The 18758-nt window shown below is 71.9% G+C and carries 22 protein-coding genes; 15 read left to right on the top strand and 7 right to left on the bottom strand.

The genetic code is table 11. From position 1 onward, the window contains the following. Positions 1-42 precede the first annotated feature (42 nt). Both LTT61_RS00655 and ilvD read left to right on the top strand, forming a co-directional pair. Positions 43-792: an SDR family NAD(P)-dependent oxidoreductase gene (locus LTT61_RS00655; RefSeq protein ID WP_233017953.1), complete on the top strand. Its 750-nt coding sequence runs from the start codon at positions 43-45 to the stop codon at positions 790-792. A 111-nt stretch (positions 793-903) separates the two neighbouring features. Further along, positions 904-2598, top strand: coding sequence for a dihydroxy-acid dehydratase (gene ilvD / locus LTT61_RS00650; RefSeq protein ID WP_233017952.1), 1695 nt, complete (start codon positions 904-906; stop codon positions 2596-2598). On the opposite strand, the gene LTT61_RS00645 is transcribed toward ilvD, so the two are convergent. Then, complete coding sequence (locus LTT61_RS00645; protein WP_233017951.1) at positions 2582-3214, bottom strand: TetR/AcrR family transcriptional regulator; 633 nt, start codon at positions 3212-3214, stop codon at positions 2582-2584. The two genes, ilvD and LTT61_RS00645, sit on opposite strands and share 17 nt — an antisense overlap. 86 nt (positions 3215-3300) lie before the next feature. Here LTT61_RS00645 and LTT61_RS00640 point away from each other — a divergent pair, with 86 nt between their 5' ends. The 4 genes from LTT61_RS00640 to LTT61_RS00625 are packed head-to-tail and all read left to right on the top strand — an operon-like array spanning position 3301 to position 5528. Further along, positions 3301-3996: a hypothetical protein gene (locus LTT61_RS00640; RefSeq protein WP_233017950.1), complete on the top strand. Its 696-nt coding sequence runs from the start codon at positions 3301-3303 to the stop codon at positions 3994-3996. Next, positions 3993-4715, top strand: a complete 723-nt coding sequence (locus tag LTT61_RS00635) for a hypothetical protein (RefSeq protein ID WP_420094722.1) — start codon at positions 3993-3995, stop codon at positions 4713-4715. Before LTT61_RS00640 ends, LTT61_RS00635 begins: the two co-directional genes overlap by 4 nt. Before the next feature lie 35 nt (positions 4716-4750). Next, entirely contained in the window at positions 4751-5251 is a 501-nt protein-coding gene (locus LTT61_RS00630) for a cytochrome c oxidase subunit 3 (protein ID WP_233021285.1), read from the top strand. Positions 5252-5255: 4 nt separating this feature from the next. Continuing rightward, positions 5256-5528 carry a cytochrome C oxidase subunit IV family protein gene (locus tag LTT61_RS00625; RefSeq protein WP_233017949.1) on the top strand — a complete coding sequence of 91 codons (273 nt, stop codon included), beginning with the start codon at positions 5256-5258 and terminating at the stop codon, positions 5526-5528. Here LTT61_RS00625 and LTT61_RS00620 read toward each other — a convergent pair. Continuing rightward, positions 5513-5731 (bottom strand): hypothetical protein, encoded by a 219-nt coding sequence (locus LTT61_RS00620; protein ID WP_233017948.1) that lies wholly within the window; start codon positions 5729-5731, stop codon positions 5513-5515. The two genes, LTT61_RS00625 and LTT61_RS00620, sit on opposite strands and share 16 nt — an antisense overlap. A 157-nt stretch (positions 5732-5888) precedes the next feature. Here LTT61_RS00620 and LTT61_RS00615 point away from each other — a divergent pair, with 157 nt between their 5' ends. Continuing rightward, a complete protein-coding gene (locus LTT61_RS00615; RefSeq protein ID WP_233017947.1) occupies positions 5889-6671 on the top strand; it encodes a hypothetical protein in 783 nt (260 codons plus the stop codon). An 83-nt stretch (positions 6672-6754) separates the two neighbouring features. Beyond that, complete coding sequence (locus LTT61_RS00610) at positions 6755-7036, top strand: hypothetical protein (RefSeq protein WP_233017946.1); 282 nt, start codon at positions 6755-6757, stop codon at positions 7034-7036. Here the strand turns inward: LTT61_RS00610 and LTT61_RS00605 are convergent. Continuing rightward, the gene (locus LTT61_RS00605) at positions 7009-8079 is read right to left on the bottom strand and encodes an alpha/beta fold hydrolase (protein ID WP_233017945.1); all 1071 of its coding nucleotides are present in this window, start codon (positions 8077-8079) and stop codon (positions 7009-7011) included. The genes LTT61_RS00610 and LTT61_RS00605 overlap by 28 nt on opposite strands. Before the next feature lie 35 nt (positions 8080-8114). Here LTT61_RS00605 and LTT61_RS00600 point away from each other — a divergent pair, with 35 nt between their 5' ends. Then, positions 8115-8777 (top strand): methyltransferase domain-containing protein, encoded by a 663-nt coding sequence (locus LTT61_RS00600; RefSeq protein WP_233017944.1) that lies wholly within the window; start codon positions 8115-8117, stop codon positions 8775-8777. On the opposite strand, the gene LTT61_RS00595 is transcribed toward LTT61_RS00600, so the two are convergent. Next, entirely contained in the window at positions 8738-9301 is a 564-nt protein-coding gene (locus tag LTT61_RS00595; protein WP_233017943.1) for a TetR/AcrR family transcriptional regulator, read from the bottom strand. The two genes, LTT61_RS00600 and LTT61_RS00595, sit on opposite strands and share 40 nt — an antisense overlap. Before the next feature lie 160 nt (positions 9302-9461). Here LTT61_RS00595 and LTT61_RS00590 point away from each other — a divergent pair, with 160 nt between their 5' ends. Next, a complete protein-coding gene (locus tag LTT61_RS00590; protein WP_233017942.1) occupies positions 9462-11711 on the top strand; it encodes an MMPL family transporter in 2250 nt (749 codons plus the stop codon). 53 nt (positions 11712-11764) lie between these two features. Here LTT61_RS00590 and LTT61_RS00585 read toward each other — a convergent pair whose 3' ends face one another. Then, a complete protein-coding gene (locus tag LTT61_RS00585) occupies positions 11765-11953 on the bottom strand; it encodes a hypothetical protein (RefSeq protein WP_233017941.1) in 189 nt (62 codons plus the stop codon). 123 nt (positions 11954-12076) lie between these two features. Between LTT61_RS00585 and LTT61_RS32580 the strand changes: the two genes are divergently transcribed. Together LTT61_RS32580 and LTT61_RS00580 are read left to right on the top strand one after the other, a co-directional pair. Continuing rightward, positions 12077-12202, top strand: a complete 126-nt coding sequence (locus LTT61_RS32580) for a hypothetical protein (protein WP_269821833.1) — start codon at positions 12077-12079, stop codon at positions 12200-12202. Next, positions 12199-12603, top strand: a complete 405-nt coding sequence (locus LTT61_RS00580) for a GNAT family N-acetyltransferase (protein ID WP_233017940.1) — start codon at positions 12199-12201, stop codon at positions 12601-12603. Before LTT61_RS32580 ends, LTT61_RS00580 begins: the two co-directional genes overlap by 4 nt. Here the strand turns inward: LTT61_RS00580 and LTT61_RS00575 are convergent. Continuing rightward, entirely contained in the window at positions 12600-13616 is a 1017-nt protein-coding gene (locus LTT61_RS00575) for a MerR family transcriptional regulator (protein WP_233017939.1), read from the bottom strand. The genes LTT61_RS00580 and LTT61_RS00575 overlap by 4 nt on opposite strands. Further along, positions 13610-14266 (bottom strand): HEAT repeat domain-containing protein, encoded by a 657-nt coding sequence (locus LTT61_RS00570; protein WP_233017938.1) that lies wholly within the window; start codon positions 14264-14266, stop codon positions 13610-13612. The genes LTT61_RS00575 and LTT61_RS00570 overlap by 7 nt, the downstream gene beginning before the upstream one ends. A gap of 79 nt (positions 14267-14345) precedes the next feature. Between LTT61_RS00570 and LTT61_RS00565 the strand changes: the two genes are divergently transcribed. The 3 genes from LTT61_RS00565 to LTT61_RS00555 all read left to right on the top strand — a co-directional run bounded on the left by LTT61_RS00565 (position 14346) and on the right by LTT61_RS00555 (position 18744). Further along, the gene (locus LTT61_RS00565) at positions 14346-15083 is read left to right on the top strand and encodes a class I SAM-dependent methyltransferase (protein WP_233017937.1); all 738 of its coding nucleotides are present in this window, start codon (positions 14346-14348) and stop codon (positions 15081-15083) included. Positions 15084-15349: 266 nt separating this feature from the next. Beyond that, complete coding sequence (locus LTT61_RS00560) at positions 15350-17551, top strand: hypothetical protein (RefSeq protein WP_233017936.1); 2202 nt, start codon at positions 15350-15352, stop codon at positions 17549-17551. A gap of 59 nt (positions 17552-17610) precedes the next feature. Continuing rightward, entirely contained in the window at positions 17611-18744 is a 1134-nt protein-coding gene (locus LTT61_RS00555; RefSeq protein ID WP_233017935.1) for a CHAT domain-containing protein, read from the top strand. The last annotated feature ends 14 nt before the right edge of the window (positions 18745-18758 follow it).

The raw sequence follows: 18758 nt of genomic DNA, 5'->3' as shown, positions 1-18758 counted from the left end.
GCAGATCGGACACACGGAACGCGCCGAACCGGTGCGGTCGCTGTGAAGGCCGTCGTGGTCGCGGGCGGGGCCAGCGGGATCGGCGCGGCCACCGCGCGGCGGCTCGGCGCGGCCGGACACCGGGTGCTGGTCGGCGATTTCGACGCCGAGGGCGCGCGGCGCACCGCGGCGGAGGTGACCGGGGCCGGGGGGACCGCGATACCGCACGCCTTCGACCTGGCCGAGGAGGACTCGGTGCGGGAGCTGATCGCCGCCGCGGTCGGCGAGTTCGGCGGGCTGGACGGGCTCTTCAACGTCGGCGCCGACATGCGCGCGCTGCGCGGCGACACCGACGTGGTCGACATCGACCTCGCCGTCTGGGACCGCCTGCTCACCGTGAACCTGCGCGGCTACCTGCTCACCATGCGCCACGCCATCCCGCACCTGCTCGAGCGCGGCGGCGGCGCCATCGTGAACACCTCGTCGGCCGCCGCCTTCCAGGGCGAACCGGCCCGCCCCGCCTACGCCGCCGCCAAGGCCGGGATCGGCGCGCTCACCAGGCACGTCGCCACCCGCTGGGGCCGTGACGGCATCCGCTGCAATGCGGTGGCGCCGGGCTTCACCGCCACCGAGGCGATCCGCGCGGCCGAGCGCTGGCCGGAGCTGGAGGCGGGTGCGCTGCGCCGCATGCACAGCCCCCGGGTCGGCGAGAGCGCCGACGTGGCCGGGCTGGTCACCTTCCTGCTCTCCGACGACGGCGCCTGGATCAACGGCCAGGTGCTGAACATCGACGGCGGCACCGTCCTGCGTTGAGCCGAGCCGGGGCAATGTTGCCTTCCGCGGCAACGACCGCACCTGATAGTTGCGCGAGCGGTAACTACGCTGGTCACGGCTGCCGAAAACCGATGGGGTAGCCTCCCGGAAATGACAGATCCGGTCGATATGAAGCCGCGCAGCCGCGATGTCACCGACGGGATGCAGCGGGCCCCATCCCGGGCCATGCTGCGGGCCGTCGGGCTGACCGACGACGACTGGGACAAACCGCAGATCGGCATCGCCTCGGCCTGGAACGAGGTGACCCCGTGCAACCTCACCCTGCGCACGCTGGCGCAGCGGGCCAAGGAGGGCGTGCGCGCGGCGGGCGGTGTCGCGCTGGAGTTCGGCACCATCACCGTCAGTGACGGAATCTCCATGGGGCACGAGGGGATGCGCGCCTCGCTGGTGAGCCGCGAGGTGATCACCGACAGCGTGGAGACGGTGGTGCACGCCGAGCGCCTGGACGGCTTCATCGGGCTGGCCGGCTGCGACAAGAGCATCCCGGGCATGCTCATGGCCGCGGCCCGGCTGGACCTGCCCAGCGTCTTCGTCTACAACGGCTCGATCCTGCCCGGCAACCACAACGGCGTCTCGCTCGACATCACCAGCGTCTTCGAGGCCGTCGGCGCCTGCGCCGCGGGCAAGATCGACGAGCACGAGCTGGGCCAGATCGAGCGCAAGGCCTGCCCCGGCGAGGGCGCCTGCGGCGGCATGTTCACCGCCAACACCATGTCCTCGATCGCCGAGGCGCTCGGGCTCAGCCTGCCCGGCTCGGCCTCCCCGCCCGCGGTGGACCGGCGCCGCGAGGACGATGCCCGCAGCTCCGGCGAGGCCATCGTCGGCATGCTGCGGCTCGGCATCCGGCCGAGCCAGATCCTGACCAAGCAGGCTTTCGAGAACGCCATCGCGGTCACCTCCGCGCTCGGTGGCAGCACCAACGCGGTGCTGCACCTGCTCGCCATCGCCAACGAGGCCGGGGTCGAGCTGCATCTAGAGGACTTCAACCGGATCGCGGCCCGGGTGCCGCACGTCGCGGACATGAAGCCCGGCGGGCGCTTCCACATGCTGGAGCTGGACCGGGTCGGTGGCGTCCCGGTGGTGCTCAAGCAGCTGCTCGACGCCGGGCTGCTGCACGGCGACTGCCTGACCGTCACCGGCAAGACCATGGCGGAGAACCTGGCCGAGATCGACCCGCCCGCCCCGGACGGTGTCGTGGTCTACCCGATCGACCGCCCGATCCACCGCGACGGCGGCATCAACGTGCTCAGCGGCTCGCTCGCCCCGAAGGGCAGCGTCGTCAAGGTCGCCGGGCTCACCGCCGACCAGATGCAGTTCGAGGGGCCGGCGCGGGTCTTCGACGGCGAGGACGGCGCCATGGCCGCCATCCTGGCCGGCGAGATCGAGCCGGGCACGGTGCTGGTGATCCGCTACGAGGGCCCCAAGGGCGGGCCGGGCATGCGCGAGATGCTCGCCATCACCGGCGCTCTGAAGGGCGCCGGGCGCGGCGCGGACTGCGCGCTGGTGACCGACGGCCGGTTCAGCGGCGGCACCTGGGGCTTCTGCATCGGCCACGTGGCGCCGGAGGCGCGCGACGGCGGGCCGATCGCGTTCGTCCGCGACGGCGACCGGATCCGGGTCGACGTGCACGGCAAGGCACTGGACCTGCTGGTCGACGAGGCCGAGCTGGCCGCGCGCCGGGAGGGCTGGGTGCCGAACGAGCCGCGCTACACCCGCGGCGTGCTCGGCAAGTACGCGCGGCTGGTGCAGGGCGCCGAGACCGGGGCCATCACCAACCCGCGCTGAGCACGGTGTCGATCTCGGCGGCGAGCCGCGGCGTGAGCGGCTCGTCGCCGAAATCGGCCGCGGCCCACAGCCGGAAGCCGTCGGCGACCAGCATCTGGGCCAGCCTGGCCAACCGGACGACGTCCACCTCGGGCCCCAGCTTGCCGTCGCGCTGCGCCCGCTGGAACGGCCCGAGGAACAGGTACGCGATATCGGCCTCGCTCGCGCCGTCGCCGAGCGCCTGCCGCTCCAGCCGGTAGGTCTCCAGCACCGCCTCGAAGATGAGCTCGGCCGGGAAGCGGCGCGCCCGCCGCTCCAGCGTGCCGAGCACCGCGGTGAGCACCTCGCGCAGCTCGTACGGGCGGGCGACGACCGCCTCGGCGGCGGCGTGCGCCTCGCGCATGGTGAACACCTCGAGCGCGAGCAGGATCTCCTCCCGGCGCGCGAAATACACGTAGAACAGCGCCTTCGAGACCCCCGCCGCCTTGCAGATATCGGTGACGGTGGTCTCCGCGAACCCCTTCGTCCGCCACAGCGCCATCGCGGCCCGCATGATCGCCTCCCGGCTCGCCTGCGACCTGGCCCGCACCGGCGTCGCCCGCTTCTGACGCTGGTCACTTTTCGGAGTTGCTGCCACACAGCGATATTACCCCGCCTCGATTATTGACTACCGTCAGAAAAGTTGCGATCCTCGGTGGGCGCGGGAGCCGGGAGGAACAACGTATGGACGACACCGATCTGCGGGCGCAGTACGCGATCCTGTGGTCGACCCCGGTGGTGGCGCTGGTGCTCGGGGGGCTGTTCGTGGCCTTCCCCGGCTTCTTCCCGCCGATGTCGCCGGGGATGACGGCCGACGAGGTGGCGCGGTTCTACCTCGACAACACCGCGCTCACCCGGTTCAGCATGGTCGGGTTCAACCTGTGCGGGATCATGATCGTGCCGTTCTTCGTGCTGATCATGGGCCGGATGGCGCGGATGGGCGGGCAGAGCGGGATCCTCGCCTTCTCCTACCTGACCTCGGTGGTGGCGGGCGCGACGCTCTTCGCGCTGTCGAACATCCTCTTCGCGGTCGCGGCCTTCCGCCCGGAGCGCGACCCGGCGCTGGTGCAGCTGCTCAACGACCTCGCCTGGCTGCTGTTCATCGCGCCGATCGGCATGCTGGTGGCACAGTTCGTGCTGCTGGCGCTGGCGGTGTACCTGGACGACCGGGCGGTGTTCCCGCGCTGGGTGGCGCCGTACTCGCTGCTCACCGCGGTGCTCGTGGCGCCGTCGGCGGGGGCGGCCGTGTTCTCCAGCGGGCCGCTGGCGTGGGACGGGTTCGTCTCGTTCTGGCTGCGCAACGGCGCGATCGCGCTGTTCGTCGCGGTCATGTTCGTCCAGGTGCGGGCGGCGCTGCGGGCGCAGGAGCGCGCGGCGTGAGGGCGCGCGATCTCGACGTGTGGATCGCCTACTGGGGGTTCGCGGTGTTCTACGCCGCGCTCTCGGTCGGGGTGGTGTTCTTCGGCCGGGCGACCCCGCCGCCGCGCCCGGACGTGACCGCCGAGCAGGCCGCGCAGTGGTTCGACGCGCACGCGACCGGCATCCGGCTCGGCTTCGGGGTGCTGCTGGTGATCGCGGGCGGCGCGGCGATCTCGAACGGCATCATCGGCTACTTCATGAAGCGCATGTCGTCGGGGCGGCTGCTGGCCTACGCCTATATCGCCGCCATGGGGGTGGGCGCGATCCCCGGGTTCCACCTGATCCTGGTCTGCTGGCTCGCCGCCACCTTCCGCCCGGACCGCGACCCCGGTATCCGGTACCTGCTCTACGACCTCGGCATGCTCTCCTACAACGGCTCGCTCGGCTGCTTCACCGCCGCCTACGCGGTACTCGCCATCGCGATCTTCTACGACCGCAACGGGATCTTCCCGAAGTGGTTCGCCTACGTCTCGATCTGGCAGATCGTGACCGAGGTGGTCGCCACCCAGATGTGGGTCTTCCGCTCCGGCGCCTTCGCCTGGAACGGCATGATCACCTTCTACATCGCGGTGGTGATCTTCGGGATCTGGATCGCCTGCCTGCTTCCGCTCATGCGTACCGCCGCCAGGGCCGAAACAGCGGAGACTCCGGCGCTGTACAGCGCGGAGTCGGCGCGGTGAGCGCCCCGGCCGGGCGGATCTCCGGCGACATCCACATGTGGGTGATGATCCTGGGCGACCTGTTCTTCTTCGGCTGCTACTTCCTCACCTACATGGTGTTCCGGGCGCGCTCGCCGGAGCTCTTCGCGGCCGGGCAGCGGCAGTTGCTGCTCGGCGTCGGCGTCGTCAATACCGTTGTGCTGCTGACCGCTTCGCTCTTCGCCGCGCTCGCCGTGCTGGAGATCCGGCGCGGTGCGGTGCGGGCGACGCAGCGGTCGCTGCTGGCGGCGGGGTGCTGCGGGGTGCTGTTCGCGGTGCTCAAGGGCTACGAGTGGCGGCACGCCGTCGCGGCCGGGCACACCGTGGCCGACGAGTTCTTCTCCTTCTACTACGTGCTGACCGGGGTGCACCTCGCGCACCTGCTGCTCGGGCTGCTGATCCTCGGCATCGTCGCGCGCAGACCGGCGGTGAGCCCGGTCGAGCAGGGTGCGCTGTACTGGCACATGATCGACCTGCTCTGGATCGTGATCTTCGCGATCCTCTACCTCATGAGGTGACGCCGTGACCGAGTCCCCTTCGCTGCCGGAGTCCCGGCGCGCGCTCGTCCTGGTCTGGCTGGTGCTGGTGGTGAGCACCATCGCCGCCTGGTGGTTCGCGCCCGGTCACACCACCGAACTGGTCGCTGTGGTCGTGGTGCTGGCCTTCGTGAAGTGCCGGTTGGTGCTTCGCTGGTTCATGGAGGTCAGGGCGGCGCCGCGCTGGCTGCGGCTCGGCACCGATGCCTGGCTGGTGCTGCTGTGGGCAGGGCTGGCCGGGATCTACTTCTCGGGCTGACCCTCCTGCTCCCTGGCCTGCTTGCGCCGCTGCTGCCAGCTCAGCCCGAGCACGACGGCGCCGCCGACCACGATGCCGGTGCAGAAGGTGCCGATCCAGGTGTCCGTCTCGGCGGGCGCGCCGTCGAGCAGCAGCTTCAGCGCGACGAAGCCGAGGGTGGCGAAGATGCCGGCCAGGATGAACCGGTTGACGGGGTTGTGCACGGGGCGCTCCTGCGTTCGGTGGGGCCGCCCACCGCGGGCGGCACAGGGTAATCCACCCGGCGGCCCGATTCGTTTACACGCGAATCGCCGCGCCACCACGGTACCGGGACAGGAGCGCCGATCGGCGCGAGAATGGGGACGGACAGGGGGTACGACGATGGACGAGCCCGACCCGGCACTACCCGAACACGACTGGCCCCGCGCGCTCGCCCGCGGCACCGCGCTGGCCGCCGACTACCTGGCCGGGCTCGCGCCGGGGGCGGTCGGCGTGCTCTACGGCCTCGCCACCGAGCAGGAGGTGCACGGCTTCGCGGGCAGCAGGGAGCAGGCGCTCGCGCACCTGGCCGCCATGCTCGGCACCTACGCCGAGCGCGAGGTCGTGCGGGTCTGGCTGGGGTCGTCCGGCACCGGCGTGGAGCACCGGACCATCGGGCGCGCCGCCGAGGTGCGGGTGCACACCCGTGGCTGGGATCCGGAGGTGGGGCCGCTGCAGTACCGGCTCGCGCACGCGTCGCCATGGGCCACCACCGCCGATATCGAGCACCCCTCGCTCACCCTGCGCCGCGCGGGCACCGCGCCGTCCTGGGAGATCACCTTCATCGAGACCATCTTCGACGACGACGGCGAGGTCGGCACCACCGTCGACCTGGGGCTGAGCTCCGCCTCCTTCGCCGCGCTCACCGACCTGCCCGCCTCCTTCTGGTCCGCGGTCCAGAGCGCCGAGACCCTGGAGCAGGTGATCACCGCGGTGCACCGCCTCGGCGCCCGCGACACCACCGCCGACGCCCGCCCCTCCTGGATGTTCGGCCCCGCCGCCGCGCCCGACCCGGGCGAGGTCGAGCGCGCCCGCGACCTGCGCAGCCGGTTCTGGTCGGTGATCGCCGAGGCGCACCTCGCCACCCGTGACGAGCCTGACTCGGACCGGGCGCCGGGGTCGTAGGCGTCGATCGCACGCCGGAATTCTGGCGTGACCCCTCCATCACCTGATTGAATCGGACGGACACGCGATCGGAAGAGGGCTTCATGGCTTTCGAGCGGCTCACCTGGGGTGATCTGGATACGTTGACACGCAAGCAGTTACTGGACCGATTGGTGGTCGAGCAGCAGTACTGGCAGGGACGGGACCGGGCACACATGACGGCGCCGGATCTGGCCGCGCGGGCCGAGTTCGGCCGGATTCTGCTCGCGGTGGTGACCCCGGACGGGCCCGCCTCCCAGCGGGACCTGCCGTCGAAGTGGGTGCGCAGCAAGTACGGCGCGCGGGCGGGCTACTGGAGTCAGATTCCGGGGCGGCCGGGTTCGTAGCCGCGCAGGGCGGCCGCCGCGGCCGCGCGGGAGCGGACCCCGAGCTTGGTGCGGGCATTGGCGATGTGGCGGTGCACGGTGTGCGGGCTGAGCGTGAGCCGTTCGCCGATCTGGGCGTCGGTGAGCCCGGCCGCGACCAGGTGCAGGATCTCGCGCTCGCGCTCGGTGACGGCGGCCGGGCCGGGCGGCTCGGGGCGGGAGCGCACGGGGCGGCCGAGTCCGCGCAGGGTGGCGTCGGCAACCGCGGAAGCGTTACCGCGCCAGGGGAAGTGGTCGTCGCCGGAGAGTTCGACCAGGGCCGAGCCGCGCACCCGCCGGGCCACGTCGACGCCGAGGGCGAAGGGCACCGCGCGGTCCCCGCGACGATGCAGGACCGTGGTGGGCACGGTGACGGCGGCCAGGTACTCGGTGGCGTCGAGGGCGTAGCTCTCGGCGAGGGCGGACGCGGCCTGCTCGGCCGTGGCCGAGAGCCGCTGGAAGCGGGCGAAGCGCTCGCGCTCGGTCGTGCTCGCGTCCGGCACGAAAACGTCGGCCAGCAACCGGGATCCGAGCCCCCAGTGCGCGGCGACCGCCTCGACCACTGCTCGCCGGGCGGGCTCCGGTGCGATATCGGCGCCGCGCGCGAAGGCGCCGTAGAGCACCAGCCGCCGCACCCTGTCGGGCAGGCGGGCGGCCAGCCCGGCGGCGACCGCGGCGCCGGAGGAGCCGCCGAGCAGCGCGACCTGCTCGATCTCGAGCGCGTCCAGCAGCTCGGTGACCACCGCGATCTCGCTGTCCAGCCCGACCGTGGCGCCCCCGGAGAGCCCGCGGCCGGGCTGGTCGTAGCGAATCACCGTGAACCGCGCGGCCAGCCGGGAGATGTAGCCGCGGAACAGCGGGTCCGCCCAGTTCAGCGCGAGGTGCGCGCACCACCAGCCACCCATCAGCAGCGCGGGGCCGGACCCGGTGACCGCGTACGCGAGCTCGCCGCCGCCGGTCGGCAGGTGGCGGACGATCTGATCCTCGGCGGGCGGCACCCCTCGATGATGGCCGGTTCCGGCCATGCGCGGCAGTCCCCGCGCGGACCACACTGGCAACCATGACCGCTCCGACCTTCGGCCAGCGCTGCTTCGCCGCCTGGTACCCCCGCTTCATGGACCGCGTCGACCGGGCCGGGCAGTCCGGGCTGCGCCGCACCCAGCTCGCCGCCGCCCGCGGCCGCACCCTCGAGATCGGCGCGGGCAGCGGCCTCTCCGTCCCGCACTACCCCGCCGGGCTGCCGGAGCTGGTCCTGCTGGAGCCCAATGCCGCGTTGCGCGAACAGCTCTCGGCCCGCACCGAGCCGCCGTTCACCGTGATCGACGGCGACGCGCACGCCATCGACTTCCCGGACGCCAGCTTCGACACCGTCACCGCCTCGCTGGTCTTCTGCTCGATCCGCGACCCCGCCGCCGCGCTCGCCGAGGTGCACCGGGTGCTGCGTCCGGGGGGACAGTTCCTGTTCCACGAGCACGTACGCGGCACCGGGGCGCTCGGCGTCGTGCAGGACGTCCTCACCCCGGTGCAGCGCAGGCTGGCCGACGGCTGCCACGCCAACCGGGACTTCGAGGCCCTGCTCGCCGCCTCGCCGCTGACGGTCACCGAGATCACGCACACCCGCATGCCGACCGCGGTGCCGACCATCGCGCCGCTGGTGATCGGCACCGCGCACCGCGCGGTGGCTCACTCCGGGCGCAGCGCGGACAGCGCAAGCCGGGCGTAGCGGCGCCAGACGGCGGGGTCGCCGATCTCCAGCTCGATCAGCGCCCGCGCGACCCCGGCGACCAGCACCTGCACATCCATGGCGGTCGCGTCGGGGCGCAGCCTGCCCTGCTCGTGCGCCAGCGCGAGGAGCTGCTCGAGCTGGTTGTCGAGCCGCTCGTCCTCGATGCCGTCCACGCCGCTGAGCACCTCGACCATGAGCCGGTCCTCGGCGAGCCGGGTCGCGATCCGCTCCAGCAGCACCTCCAGCGCGCGGTAGGCATCGGTGCGGGCGGTGTCGAGCGCGGCGGTGACGAGTTCGTCGATCCAGTCCAGGTGCAGCAGCGCGAGCTCGCGCACCAGGTCGGCCTTGGTCGGGTAGCTGCGGTAGACGGTCGCCTTGCCGACGCCGGCGCGCGCGGCCACCTCGGGGATGGTGGCCTCGAGCCCGTGCTCGGTGAAGACCTCGATCGCGGCGGCGAGCACGCGCTCGGAGTTGTGCTGGGCGTCCACCCGGCGCCGCCGCTGCCGATTCGGTGCCGTCATCGATCCGCTCCCTTTGCCGGAGTGTGTCCGGGGTCTCATTTCCGCAGCTCACGTGAGTTGCTGCACACTTGGGGCGCTGAAGTGGACCCCGTAGTCCGCATACTCCTACTCTAGACCCTATCCGGACCATTTGGTCCATATAGGTGCTTGGAGGACGCTCATGGCGTGGCAGTTGTTCCGGCTGGGCCGGTGGTCGTTCGCGCACCGCAGGGCGGTGGCGGCGATCTGGGTGCTGCTGCTGGTCGTGCTCGGCGTCGGCGCGGCGACGCTCTCCGGCAAGACCAGTGACAAGTTCGAGCTGGCCGGGATCGAGTCGACCCAGGCCTTCGACCTCATCGAGGAGCGGGCGCCGCAGTCCTCCCCCGACGGCGCCACCGCACGGGTGGTCTTCGAGGCGCCCGAGGGCCGCTCGCTGACCGAGCCCGGCTACAGCGCCGCGGTGACCGCCGCGCTCGGCGCGCTGCGCACCGAGCACGTCGCCTCGGTGACCGACCCGTTCACCGCGGGCACGCTCACCGGCGACGGCCGCGTCGGCTACGCCTCGGTCGGCTACACGCAGACCTCCAACGAGCTCACCGACGCCGACCGCTCGGCGCTGGAGAACGCCGCGCACGACGCCGAGACCGCCGGGCTGAACGTCGCCATCGGCGGCGACGCCATGAACGAGGTGGAGATGCCGCTGGCCGAGGTCGTCGGCATCGCGGTGGCGCTGCTCGTCCTCGCCGTGACCTTCGGCTCACTGGTCGCGGCCGGGATGCCGCTGCTCACCGCGCTGGTCGGCGTCGGCATCGGCATGCTGGCGATCACCGCGCTCACCGGCTTCGTCGAGCTCTCCTCCACCACCCCGGCGCTCGGCACCATGCTCGGGCTCGCGGTCGGCATCGACTACGCGCTGTTCATCATGAGCCGCTACCAGAGCGAGGTCCGGGCCGGGCGTTCGCTCGAGGAGGCGGCGGGCCGCGCGGTCGGGACCGCGGGCTCGGCGGTGGTCTTCGCCGGGCTCACCGTCATCATCGCGCTGGTCGGGCTCGCGGTCTGCAACATCGGCTTCCTGACCCAGATGGGGCTGGGCGGCGCCTTCACCGTGGCCGTCGCGGTGCTCATCTCGCTCACGCTGCTGCCCGCGATCCTCGGCTTCGCCGGCGAGCGGGTCATGAGGGGCAAGCCGCGCTACCTGGCCAAGGCCGCCAACGGCGTCGAGCCGCGCACGCACGGCCGCCGCTGGGTCGAGGGCATCGCCGGGAACAAGTGGGGCGCACTGGCGGGCGGCATCGCCATCGCGCTGCTCGCCTCGCTCCCGGTCGCCTCCATGCAGCTCGCGCTGCCCGACGACGCCGGCAAGCCCGCGGGCAGCAATGCCCGCACCGCCTACGACCTGATCGCCGAGAACTTCGGCCCCGGCGCCAACGGCCCGCTGGTCGTGGTGGTCGACACCGCGAACGCGGCCGACCCGGCGGGCGCGGTCGCCAGGGTGACCAACGACCTGCAGACCATGGCAGGCCGCGCGGGCACCGACGTCGCCACCGTGATCCCCGCGCTCACCAGCGACACCCCGCAGGCGCAGCAGGCATTCGCCCAGCAGCTCGCCGTCGTGAAGTTCGCGACCGTCACGGTGATCCCGGGCTCCGGGCCGTCCGACCAGGCCACCAAGGACCTGGTCGCGGAGATCCGCGGCACCGTCGCCGACCTGCCCGCCGAGACCGGCGCGCGCGCCCTCGTCACCGGCCAGACCGCGGTCGGGGTCGATATCGCCAACGAGCTCACCTCGGTGTTCCCGATCTACCTCGCGGTCGTGGTCGGGCTCGCGGTCTTCCTGCTGATCGCGGTGTTCCGCTCGCTGTGGGTGCCGCTCAAGGCCGCGCTCGGGTTCCTGCTCTCGGTCGGCGTCTCGCTCGGCGCCACCGTCGCGGTGTTCCAGTGGGGCTGGCTCAACCAGCTCATCGGCCTGGACACCACCTCGCCGGTGCTGTTCATCCTGCCGATCCTGCTGACCGGCATCCTGTTCGGGCTCGCCATGGACTACGAGGTGTTCCTGGTCAGCCGGATGCGCGAGGCGTACGCGCACGGCACCCCGGCCCGCCAGGCCGTGATCGACGGGTTCGCGCACAGCGCCAGGGTCGTGGTCGCCGCCGCGATCATCATGATCGGCGTCTTCGCCGGGTTCGCGCTCACCGACGACGTGATCCTGAAGACCATCGGCTTCGCGCTCGCCGTCGGTGTGCTGGCCGATGCCTTCCTGGTGCGGATGCTGATCGTCCCGGCGTTCATGCTGATCGTCGGCGAGCGGATCTGGTGGATGCCGAAGTGGCTCGCGCCGCTGGTGCCGACGTTCGACATCGAGGGTGAGGGGCTGACCAAGCGGCTCGACGTGCCCGCGGAGGCGGACGAGCCGGTTCCCGCACTGCGCTGAGGTTGTTGTGCCAACGGCCCGCTCCCGGCTCCGGGGGCGGGCCGTTCGGCGTCTCAGCGCGGGGTTTCGGGTGGAGTCCAGGGTCGGATGACGACCGGCATCTCGACGCTCCAACCGGGTTCGGCCGGGCCCGCCGGTTCCGAAGGGAACAGCAGGGAGCTGCCGGTGATCAGCAGCACCGCGACGGTCAGTACGCCGAGCAGGAATCTGAGCCACTCCAGCCAGGTCGACCCTTTGCTCATCCCCGTGCTCCCTCCCTGCTACCAGGTCGATCGCAGGGGTACGAGCCGGTATTACACCGCCGCCGGACCGCTCGCTCTTCGCGCGGGGAATGCCCGGCCCCGACGGCGCTGTTGAGCCGGATCGTGACACGCTGCGACAAAGCCCGCGAGCTGCGCTGGGTCGGCGCCGCCGACCCCCTGGTGCGGCCGCTGCTCGACGAGCTGGCCCATGAGTACGAGACCCGGTACGGGCCGCGAACGACGAGATGAGCAATACCGCGTCGGACGACTTCGAGCCGCCGGACGGCGGGCTCGTGCTGCTGCTCGAGGGTTCCGGAGCGGTCGCGGGCGGCGGGTTCCGGCGGATCGATGGGACGACCGCGGAGATCAAGCGGGTGTGGACGCACTCGGCGCACCGGCGGCGCGGGCATGCCAGGACGGTGCTGGTCGAGTTGGAGCGGGCGGTGGTGGCGGCGGGGTATCGGTTGATCCGGCTCAGCACCGGGCCGCGGCAGCCCGAAGCGGCGGGGCTGTATCTGACCACGGGGTACGAGCCGAAGTACGACATCACCGCCGATCCGGCGACGCTGCCGTACCTGACATTCGAGAAAGTGCTGGTGGATTCAGCAGTACACCGGTCGCCGCACCACCTCGGCCCGGCCGGACGCTAGCCGGATGACCTCGCCGCCACCAGGTCGGCGAGGGCGGTGGCGACCAGGGCGATCGCGGGGTCGGCATCCGCGCGGAGCGGTCGCAGGATCGCCAGGGCGCCGGTGCCGGGCAGCTCGACCAGCGCCTGGATCAGCCGGAGGCGGACGCTCGCGTCGGCTTCGGGCGTGGCGGTCAGTGCGGCGGTCAGCGCGTTCAGGATGCGCTCCGCGGCGGCCGGGTCTCGGGAGAGGGCGCCGAGCACCTCGCCCGCGTCCACGTCGTTGGTGCCGGTGACGACCATGTCGATGAGGGCGGGTTCGGCGCCGGTCACCCCGCGAGCGCCCGCGGCCAGCGCGGCCGGGCCGCGAACCGCCGGGTCCGGGTCGGCGAGCGCGGCGGTGAGCAGCTCGGTGGCGGCATCGCCGGGGATTTCGGCGACCGCAAGCACGGCCCGGCGACGGACCTCGGGATCGGACGACCGCAATCCCGGTGCGAGCCCGGCCAGCCCGTCGGTCCCGGCCCTGGCCAGCGCCCAGCGCAGCGCCCCCGCCATGTTCGGCTCCGACTCGGCGAGCACCGCCGCGGTGAGCAGGTCGGTGGGGACCGGCTCGTTCGCGGCGGGATTGAGCACGGTCCGCAGGCGGCGCGGCGGGTCGGCGGAGCCGAGGTCGCGGACCAGCTCGACGATGCGCAGCACGTCACGCCAGCCCGCCGGCTCCGCGCCCTCGACCGCGCGCAACCGCTCCAGCAGTTCCCGCTCCCGCTCCAGCCGCTCCTCGGTCCGCCGGATGAGCTCCGCGACCAGGGTCCGCGGCGCGAACGCCGGATCCTCCAGCGCGCGGGCGACCTCGCGCAGCGAGAGGCCGAGCGTGCGCAGGCTCTCCACGTGGAAGATGCGCCGGATGTCGGCCTCGGCGTACTCGCGGTAGCCGCCGACGGTGCGCCCGGTGGGGCGGACCAGCCCGAGCGCGTCGTAGTGGCGCAGCATCCGGGTGCTGACCCCCGAACGCCGCGCCACCTCACCGATCAGCACGGGGCGCCGTCCAGCGCGGCGATCCGCTTGGCCGCCTCGATGTCGAAGGCGGCGTCCGGGTCGCGCAGCAGCTGCTCGGTGACCAGGGCGTGCGCGCGCACGGCCGGGTCGGGGCTGGTTTTCGCGGTGTCCAGGAGCGGCTCGATCAGGTCGCCGAGCGCGGCCAGTGCCCGGCTCAGGCTGCGTTGCACGTCGCGGCCGCCGCGGGCGAACTGCCCGGCCAGCTCGGCGGCGAGGGCTTTCCGCTCGGCGTCCGGCACCAGGGCCACCGCGGCCCGCCACGCGCTGCGGGCGACCTCGTCGTCGGGATCGCGCAGCAGCTCAGGGGTGATCGCGGACCAGGTGGCCGGGTCACCGATCTTGGAGAGCGTGTGCAGCGCCTGGCTGCGGGCCTGCGCGGGGCCGGACTCGAGTTCGGCGAGCAGCGCGGGCACCGTTCTCGCCGCCGGGAGCCGGGTGAGCGCCCAGGTGAGCATGTCGCGGACGTAGAAGTCCGGCTCGACCGCGCAGCGCGCGAGCAGCGGGCCGAGCAGCGCGGGGGCCGGGTGGGTGCCCGCGGTGAGCGCGGCCTGCAGCCGGGTCGAGGGGTTCTCCGTGCTCAGCGCGGCGAGCAGCCTCGGGTCGACGGATCGTTCTGGTTTCGGGTTCATGGGAACCACCTCCTCCCGTCCAGTGAAGACGTTGTCACTGTGTCAAGGTCAAGCGCTCGGCGCTGGCAGGATGTGCGGCATGTCCCGGGCACTCGGGTTCGGCGCGGTCGCGCGGGCCTACGAACGCTTCCGGCCGGAGTACCCGCCGGACCTCGCCGACCTGGTACTCACCTACGCGGACCGCCCGCTGCGCACCGCGCTGGAGATCGGCGCGGGCACCGGAAAGGCGACCCGGATCTTCGCCGCCCGCGGCATCGCTGTCACCGCGACCGACCCCGATCCGGCCATGCTCGCCGAGCTGCGGGTGCCCGGCGTCTCGACGGTGCGCGCCGCCTTCGAGGAGCTCGCCCTCGAGCGTCGCTACGACCTGGTCTACGCGGCCGCCGCGCTGCACTGGACCGCTCCGGAGGGACGCTGGTCCCGCATGGCGGCGCTGCTCGAGCCCGGTGGAATCGTCGCCTCCTTCGGCGGCCCGGTGCTCGCCGCCGACCCCGCCGTGCGCGCGGCCGTGAGCATCGCCTTTCGCGGCGACGACGCGGTGCCCTCGCCGGACGGCACCCCGCCGGAGCAGCGGATGCGTTGGCCGGGAACGGAATTGCTGCGCTCGGAGCTCTTCACCGACGTCCGGCAGGAGGTGCTCGAGCACCGCCTCACCCTGAGCGCGCACGACTACCTCGGCTATCTCGGCACCCTCTCCGCCACGCTCCGGCTCGCGCAAGCCGAGCGCGAGCGGGTGCTCACCCGGATCACCGCCGCGCTGCCCGCCCGGGTGGAGATCATCGCCGACATCACCGCGCACCTCGCCCGCCGAACGTGAGGATCTGCGGCGCAACGACATCGGGCGCGCGGACCCGCCCCGGACGAGGACAGGAACGACCGGGGCGGGCCTGGCACCCGAATCGCACGACGCGCGAGAATGAGCGAACCGGGCACCAACAACGCTGTACCCGGTAGCGGCACTTTCACGCTCCGCCCCCGCAGCGGAATCGGGCTGCTCGGCTCCGCTCGCCGCAGCGCCCCGGCACCGAAAGACATTCGTGCCGAACATATCCGATCCGCTGCGGGCCATGCTCCAATGACAGGGTGGAACGCAACACAGCGGCCTTCCTGGCGACGATGACGGTCGCCACCGCCGCGACGATCACGGGTGGCTGGACTCTGCTCACCGGCACCGGGACTCCGTTGGCCGCGCTGATCGCTGTCGTCCTCGGGCCCGCGGCCATCGTCTGCACCGCAGCCGTCCGGACGGGGCTATACCACCGCCCCGGCATGCTCGAGACGAACTGGTATATCTACGTGACGTCGCGCATTCTCACCGGTGCCGCAGCGGCGGCCGCGCTGACGGCCCTCACTGCACGAAGCGATCGCCTCCCGGCGTGGATCCTGGCCGCCGTCCTGGTCTACGCCGGACTCTGCGCGGTGTGGTTGGACTCCGATCCGTACGGGCCCGTCCGGACCACGGCCGCGGTAGCGGGCGCGATGACCGCGTTGGCGATCATCGGCGCGGGAACCTACATCGTCGCCGGGACCATCGGCGCCGCAACGGCAGCGGTCGCGGCGACCGTCGTCGCAGCGGCGTTCTACTTCTCGTCGCCGTCGACCGGCCATACGCCACTGCCGCCGGAGGTCGGATGGCTCGGTCCGGTCATCATCGTCGCGACGTCGGCGATCTCGGCGAAACCACTGGCGGACCAGTTCGGTGGGCACGGCTCCGGGTCCGCGGCGGTGCTCGTGACGATCGGTTCGATCGTCGCGGCCGCCCAGTGGACCGTGATGTCCGCCGTCGTGCGGATGCTGTGGCCCACCGTCGGGCCGGCACCCGCGATCGAACGGTCGGCGTTCGCCGCGCGGACCATCGCCGCCGAGATCGTCGGACGGCGGCATTTCGCAGACCCCGGGGACAGCCGCTCGCCCGCGGCGTACCGGGAGATCGCCAAGCGCATTCGAGACGCCAGGTCGAGGGTGGAGAGGGAGGCGGTCGAGTGGACGCTGGAGCGGGCACACAGCTACGACACCATCGACATCGACCCTTTGGTGCGTGAATACGAGCAAAGCGCATACCGGGCGAGCCGGACTCCTCGCCGGCCGCGGCCGCTCGTCAGCTCCGAGACGATGACGATCAACGTGGCCACCGCGCGCGACGAGGGCGTCGTCATCGACCGGATATGGCCGAGACTCGAGCTGGTTCTTCCCGCTGCGGTGCGGAGCAGGCACGCCTGGTCCGACCGAGCGGTCGCGCTGTCCCGGGTTGTCACGGCAACCGGAATCGCCGCGGCGATCACCTTCGCCGCCGCCTCGTTGTTCGCCTACGCGATCCCCCCGCTGCTTCTCGGGTCCCTGGCGCTCTTCGCCGGGCGCGCCGGCCTGGAAGAGGAGTACCGGCGACGCGCGGCGGCCATCGCGCTCTTCCGGACCGATCTGATCCACGCACTCCGGCTACCGGAGCCAACCACCCGCGCCGAACTGCTCGTGCTCGGCGGTGTGCTCGATGGCGACATGCCGTTCGATCGGCTGGCCACCCCCAACGGGAAGACCGGAGCCGAGCCTGCCGCGGGAAACACCGCCCAGTTCTCCGCGCTGATCGACGAACTCAGGACCGAGATGCGGGTACTGAGCGAGCGGCAGCGAACCCAGATCGCCGAACTCGTGACCGCAACGGCGCCGCCGCCCGATCTCGGCAGAATCGCCGCCCAGCTGGCGGAGGCCACCGCCGCCCGGGTGCACGAACGCCTGCAAGATGCGGTCACCGCGCTGCGCGTGCAGGCCGACGAATCGGTCACCCGGGTAGTGCGGGCGGTCCTGGCGGGGCCACCCCTGATCGAGTTCAGCGGGTACTTCGCGATCGAACTCGCCGAGGCGGGGGCCGGCGCGGAACGCGCCGGCGACCGGGTGATCACCGCGTCGCCCGGGGTGTCGATTCGCTTGTCGGCGTCGGTTGTCGCCGACGAGGCCGCTGCCGACGTCGCCCCCGATCGCGGTGCGGCGACGGCCCATGATTTCGTCGCCCTCGAAATCGTGACGATAGCGGGGACCACGGCGGAATCCGAGGTCGAATTCGAGGTCCTGCTGGACAGCGCGACGATGACACCGGTTCCGCGGCGCCGTGTCCTCCGGCTGCCCCGCCGGGACGGCGAACGACGCGGTGAGATCGAGCTCGAACTCCCGGCTTCGGAGGGTGTGCACGAGGCGTGGCTGCAGTTGTATCAGGCGGGCAGGCTCATCCAGGCGGTCACGGTCGTCGTCGATACCCGGTTGTCCGATCGTTCGACGCGAGCAGGGCGGTGACCGTAGCGCAGGGTCCTGCGGTCCGGGTCCGGCTGGTACCCGCCGACAGCGGACTCCGGGTGGAGTTCGAGGCCGCGGCCTCGCACGTCAGACCGGTGCGATTCACGCTCCCCGACCCGGGCCGGATCGCCGCCGTGCGCCGTCAGCTCCACAACGGCCTGCTGGAGGTGAAGCGATCGATCTCCGCGCTGACCGTGCCCGATTCCGATATCCCGATATTGGCCCAGGCCCTCGGAAGCATGGGGCGGCGCATGATCTTCACGCTGATCGGCAACCAATCCGATCTGATTCGAGAACTCCAACTGTTCTGGAGATCAGCCGTTCCCACGTGGCGCAACCCGGGCCACGTCGCAGTCGTGGAGTGTCTCGGGGATACCGACCGGCTCCTGCCGCTCGAATACCTCCCGTTCTTCGATATGGGGTGCTGCACCGACGAGATCGGCGGACGTGCCGATTTCGTCGCGAGCTGCCGTTCGTTCGTCGGCTTCAGCTGCATCGTGCGGCGGCGTGTTCTCCCGATACCGGTCCCCGCGCCGGGGCACGGCCTCGCGGTGGACACCGACGGCAAGGTGGTACTGCGCTACCTGCATCACGACACGTTGATCGGGGCCGCGCGCGAGTACAAGTGGTTCACGACCGACGGAAGCGCCAAATTGTCGCTGCGCGGCCCGTACCCGAACTCCGAGCAGCGCGGCCTCGACATCGCCGAGCGCATCTATGATCCCGAATCCGATCAGATACAGCACTTCTCGTGCCACTGCGACACCACGGCGCCGGATCCCCTCGACTATCGGCTCGAACTGCGCGGCGCGGGCCGCGACCTCGACCTCACCCTCGGCGAGCTCGGCGAGCATCTGGTTCGGTTCGGCGCCACCGTCGATCGGGGCATCCGGGACATGCCACTGGTCGTTCTCAATGCCTGCGGCTCGTCCCGGGTCGACCCGTCCAGCTCGATCTCCTTCCCGCAGGTATTCCTGCAGAACGGAAATCGCGGCTGTATCGGCACAGAGATCGCGATCCCGGACGAGGAGGCAGCCGAATTCTCCCGGGTCTTCTATCGCGAATTGCTCGAGGGCGGCAGCGTAGGCGTCGCGGCGCATCGCTCCCGCAATCACCTCCTGCACGATTTCACCAATCCGATCGGCCTCGCCTACACCGTGTACGGCGATACCGATTTGGCCATCACGGAATGAAGGGGTACACACGA

The sequence above is a fragment of the Nocardia asteroides genome (assembly GCF_021183625.1).
GTDB classification, from domain to species: Bacteria; Actinomycetota; Actinomycetes; order Mycobacteriales; family Mycobacteriaceae; genus Nocardia; species Nocardia asteroides_A.
This window is presented reverse-complemented; position numbering and strand designations above follow the sequence as displayed.